Annotated in this window: 5 protein-coding genes; 3 read left to right on the forward strand and 2 right to left on the reverse strand. The window is 73.2% G+C overall.

Going from position 1 to position 4,376, the window contains the following annotated elements; translation table 11 throughout:
• Positions 1 to 212 precede the first annotated feature (212 nt).
• Entirely contained in the window at positions 213 to 1,079 is an 867-nt protein-coding gene (locus AC0680_RS35645) for an alpha/beta fold hydrolase (protein WP_478637185.1), read from the forward strand.
• A gap of 28 nt (positions 1,080 to 1,107) precedes the next feature.
• On the opposite strand, the gene AC0680_RS35650 is transcribed toward AC0680_RS35645, so the two are convergent.
• Positions 1,108 to 2,274, reverse strand: coding sequence for a hypothetical protein (locus AC0680_RS35650; RefSeq protein ID WP_478637186.1), 1,167 nt, complete (start codon positions 2,272 to 2,274; stop codon positions 1,108 to 1,110).
• Between the two features lie 157 nt (positions 2,275 to 2,431).
• On the opposite strand from AC0680_RS35650, the gene AC0680_RS35655 reads away from it, so the two are divergent.
• Complete coding sequence (locus AC0680_RS35655) at positions 2,432 to 2,893, forward strand: SRPBCC family protein (RefSeq protein WP_478637187.1); 462 nt, start codon at positions 2,432 to 2,434, stop codon at positions 2,891 to 2,893.
• Between the two features lie 54 nt (positions 2,894 to 2,947).
• Here AC0680_RS35655 and AC0680_RS35660 read toward each other — a convergent pair whose 3' ends face one another.
• Positions 2,948 to 3,874 (reverse strand): NYN domain-containing protein, encoded by a 927-nt coding sequence (locus tag AC0680_RS35660; RefSeq protein WP_478637188.1) that lies wholly within the window; start codon positions 3,872 to 3,874, stop codon positions 2,948 to 2,950.
• 201 nt (positions 3,875 to 4,075) lie between these two features.
• On the opposite strand from AC0680_RS35660, the gene AC0680_RS35665 reads away from it, so the two are divergent.
• Positions 4,076 to 4,228, forward strand: coding sequence for a hypothetical protein (locus tag AC0680_RS35665; protein WP_099871903.1), 153 nt, complete (start codon positions 4,076 to 4,078; stop codon positions 4,226 to 4,228).
• The last annotated feature ends 148 nt before the right edge of the window (positions 4,229 to 4,376 follow it).

Below are 4,376 nucleotides of genomic sequence, written 5' to 3' on the forward strand. Positions count from 1 at the left end.
AGGCCGCCGCCAAGCCCGTCGCCGAGGCCGCCGCGGACACCGCCGAGGCCAAGCCGGTCCGCCGCCGGACCCGTGCCAAGGCGACCACCGCCGAGGCGACGCCCGAGAGCTGACGCTCACTTCACCCCGACGACCCGGCCCCGCTCCCCGCGGGTGCCGGGTCGTCGGCGTCCCGGCCCGGTTTCGCCGCCCGGCCCGGATAACCTCGTGGCATGAGCAGGCCGCCGACCCTCACGCTGCCCCCGTGCGCCCGCGCGTACCGACTCGACACCGAGCGCGGTGCGTTCGCCGTACACGACGCCCACCCCGACGGCGCACCGATCGGGACGGCCTTGCTGGTGCCCGGGTTCACCGGCAGCAAGGAGGACTTCATCGCCCTGCTGGCGCCGCTGGCCGCGGCCGGGTTCCGCGCGGTCGCGGTGGACGGCCGCGGCCAGCACGAGTCGCCCGGCCCGCGCGAGGAACGGGCCTATGCGCAACGGGAGTTGGCCCTTGACGTGCTGGCCCAGGCGCGGGCCGTGCACGACCCCGGAAACGTTCCGCTGCATCTGCTGGGACACTCGCTGGGCGGGCTGATCACCCGGGCCGCCGTGCTCCTGGACGCCGCCCCGTTCCGTTCGCTGACCGTGCTCAGCTCCGGGCCCGCGGCCATCGAGGCCGCCCAGCAGGCCCGGGTGCGGATGCTGATCCAGGCGCTGGGCGCGCTGGACATGGAGAGCGTCTGGCGGGCGATGCGCGAACTGGATCCTCCGGAGGCGGCGGACTCCGCCACGCCCCCGGAGATCGGCGCGTTTTTGCACCGCCGATGGCTGAACACCGTCCCCGAGCAGCTGATCGCGACCGGCCGTCAGATGGTGGAGGAGCCCGACCGGGTGGCGGAACTGGCCGCTACGGGTCTGGCCACCCATGTGGTCTCCGGGTCCGTCGACTACGCCTGGCCGGTGCCGTGGATGGACGCGATGGCCGAGCGTCTCGCCGCCCACCGCAGCGTCATCGAGGGCGCGGAGCACTCCCCCAACGCCGAGCGCCCGGAGAAGACGGCCGAGGCGCTGACGGGGTTCTGGAGCGGCGTGGGCTGAGGGGCGGACGGGACTTCGCGGTCGCGCCCTATCCCGTCGGCCCCGCCGGGGGGCCGGGGTTGCCGGACGGCGCTGCCGCGCCCGGCCCGCGGACGCCCGCCAGCAGCGCCTGCCCCTGTTTGTCGACGAACTGCGTGAAGACCTGCTGCGAATAGCCGAAGACGATGGCCCAGGCGATGATCTGGGCCGACGAGTCCAGGGCGGTCAGACCGGGGACGAACCCGCCGCGCATCAGCAGCAGCCCGAGCACCGCCGTCAGCGCACCGGTCGGCAGCTTCAGCCACGCCAGGGCCACGGGCACGTTGTAGGGGGTGGCGGTGCCGCTGATGCGGCGCAGCGCCGAGGCGGCGGCGATGGCGGCGGCCAGCAGCCCGACGATCTCCAGGACCAGGTAGTTGGCCTGGATCGCGGGCAGGTCCGCGATACTGCCGGGCACCTCGGCGGCCTTGAGTGCACCGCTGCTGGCCACCGGGCAGACGGTGGTGAACGTGCGGCCGTTGCCGCCCGCGTCGGGTGACGTCTGCGGCTCGAAGCACGGGGGCACCACGGTCGGGAAGAAGAAGCCGAGCACGCCGACGAGCACCGCGAGAAACCCCAGCGCGGCGGACACGTACTTCACGATGCGCACGAAGCTGCCGACGCGCAGCCGGTCGCGGAGGGCCTGGAGCCGGGCGACGTTCACCGCGTCGATGATCGCCTCGACGTCCGCCCGGGTCGGCGGGCGCTTGGCCGTCTCCTTCCAGATGTCCTCGACCTTCATCCGCCGGGGGTCCTTCACCTGCAGCTGCTCCCGGACGAGCGCGACCAGTCCCGGCAGGAGCGGGGTGACCTCTTCCGGTTCGATCATGCGCAGGAGCAGGTCGCGGGCTCCGTCGACATGGATCTGCGCCACGCTCAGATGCGCTCCGACCAGGTGGCCGGGGTGCTGTGCGTGGCTGAGCTTCTCCCGCGCCTCGTCGAGTTCGGCGCGGACGTCGTCGGCGAGCCGCGCCTTGTCGGGCTGGAGCGGCTTGGTCTCCAGCAGCGCCTCGAGCTCGTTGATGCCGGCACGGATCACCTCCCGCAGCTCCCAGGAGCCCTCCTCCCACTTCTTCTCACGGCAGCGCCGCCGTCGGTCGCGCCACCACTCGACGGGATGCCGGACGAGGGAGACCCCGGACTCGAAGCGGGGTGCGGGCGGCTGCCGATCGCTCATGCAGACGACCGTCGCAGCTGCCGGCGCGGCACGCGCGGCAGCGATGCGCCGACCGGACTAGAACGTGTCGTGGGCGCGGGCCGGTTCGGCGAGCATCGCAGAAGGCGGGCGGCCACCGGCGCCCGGCCGGCACCGGCTTCGTACGAAGGGCCCGACCATGACCGACACTTCCGGGGACGACCCGCACGGCATCGCCCTCAACCGGACCTTCGACGCCCGGCGCGAGCTGGTCTTCGAGGCCTGGACGCGGCCCGAGCACTTCGCGTACTGGTTCGGCGGGGACGTGCCGGTGCCGGCCGACCGGGTGGCGATGGATGTGCGGCCGGGCGGGACCTGGAGTCTGGTGATGCGCACTCCGGACGGCGGTGAGCTGCCGTTCTCCGGTGTGTACCGGGAGGTGGTGCCGCCCGAGCGGTTGGAGTTCACGCTCAAGGACGCGGCCGCGCCGCGCGGCGTCGAGGGCGAACTCGTACGGGTGACCCTGACCGAGGCCGGGGACCGTACGGAGATGGCCTTCCGGCAGCTCGGCGGCAACCTCACCAGCGAGCAGTACCTGCAGGCCGAGGCGGGCTGGGCGAACTTCTTCGACCGGCTGGCCGAGCTCCTGGCCGGGGCCTGAGCGCCCGGCGACCGGTCGACCACCGGATCCCGGTCCGGCCCCGGCGGTGTCCGGCTAGAACTGGGCCTGGACGTGCTCCCAGAAGCCGTCCCGCAGGACCCGGCGCAGGTCGGCGTGGCCGCGCAGGGAGTGCCGCAGCAGCGCCTCCGCGGCGGTCAGCAGTTCCTGGTCGACGGTGCCGGGCAGATAGGGGTGGCCGGGCAGGAGCTCGGCCACCCGGTCGCGGCCGCGCTCCGACAGCCACTGCGCGGCGACCCGGGCCCCGACGAAGCGGACCTCCTCGCGGCTGGGCGCCGGCCCCTCGGCCGCGGCCTGCTCCAGATATTCGGCGCCGGTCCGGCGGGTGACGTACGGCTTGCAGAACTCCAGGTCGAAGATGCGCGCGCTGTCGACCTCCCACACCAGCGGCTCGGCCTGGTTGCGGCCGCCCGGCGCTTCGATGCCCCACAGATGCACCCGCGCGCCATAGCCCTGTGCCGCCTCGACCGCGGAGACCAGGTCCTCGTCGCCGCCGATGAGCACCGCATCGCTGATCGCGCGGTGCCGGGCCAGCGACTCCAGGTCCGAGCGGATCAGCGAGTCGACGCCCTTCTGCTGGTTGTTGGCGTTGAGGTTGCCGAGCCTGACCTTCACGTCGGGCAGCTCGGCGATCCGCTGCTGCTCCTGGGTGTGGATGCGGCGGCGGGCACCGTCGTACCAGTAGACGCGCAGCAGCCGGCTGTCCGGGAAGATCATCCGGGCTTTGTCGATGAACGCCTCGATGATGCCTTCGGCGTCCAGCTCGAAGCCCTTGCGGTCCTCCGTGCCGGCGACGAGCCTGCCCGCCGCCGCGTAGACGTAGCCCGCGTCCACGAAGGCGGCGTGCGTGGAGGGGGTGGTGGCGACCTCGGCGAGCACTCGGGTGAGCAGCTCGTTGGTGCGCTCGATCCCGGCGGCGAGCGCGGCGAGGTCGGTGGGGCCCGTGGGCCGGACGTCGTTCATACGGGACCCATTGTCCGGGCGCCCGGACGGCGGACACAAGCGCGCTCCGCGCCAGTACTTAGACCGTCAAAATTTTTCTTTAGCGTAGGGAATGATTGCAGGGTGCGGGTCGTTGTACCCATATGGAACGCCTGGCAGCGAAGCCGCGCGAACCACACCACTCAGTTCTCCGCAGGAGGATCAGACGAAGGGAGAAGCCGTATGCGCTTCGAGATCATGCGCCTGGACGATGTCGACGGCACCGCCGTGGACAGCACCGTCGTGGACGCCGCCTCCGTCAACCGGATCGTGCAGCAGGCCGCCGCCATAGGCCAGCGCATCTACATCCGCCCGGCCGACACCGCCGCCCGCTAACACCGACGCCCGCCGATACGCACGCGGGGGGGGGGGGGGGGGGAGGAAGGGGGGGGGGGGGGGGGAGGGGGGGGGGGGGGGGGGGGGAGGCGGGGGGGGGGGGGGGCGGGGGGGGGGGGGGGGGGGGGGGGGGGTTGGGGGGTTGGGG

This window comes from Streptomyces sp. NPDC043738 (assembly GCF_056436545.1).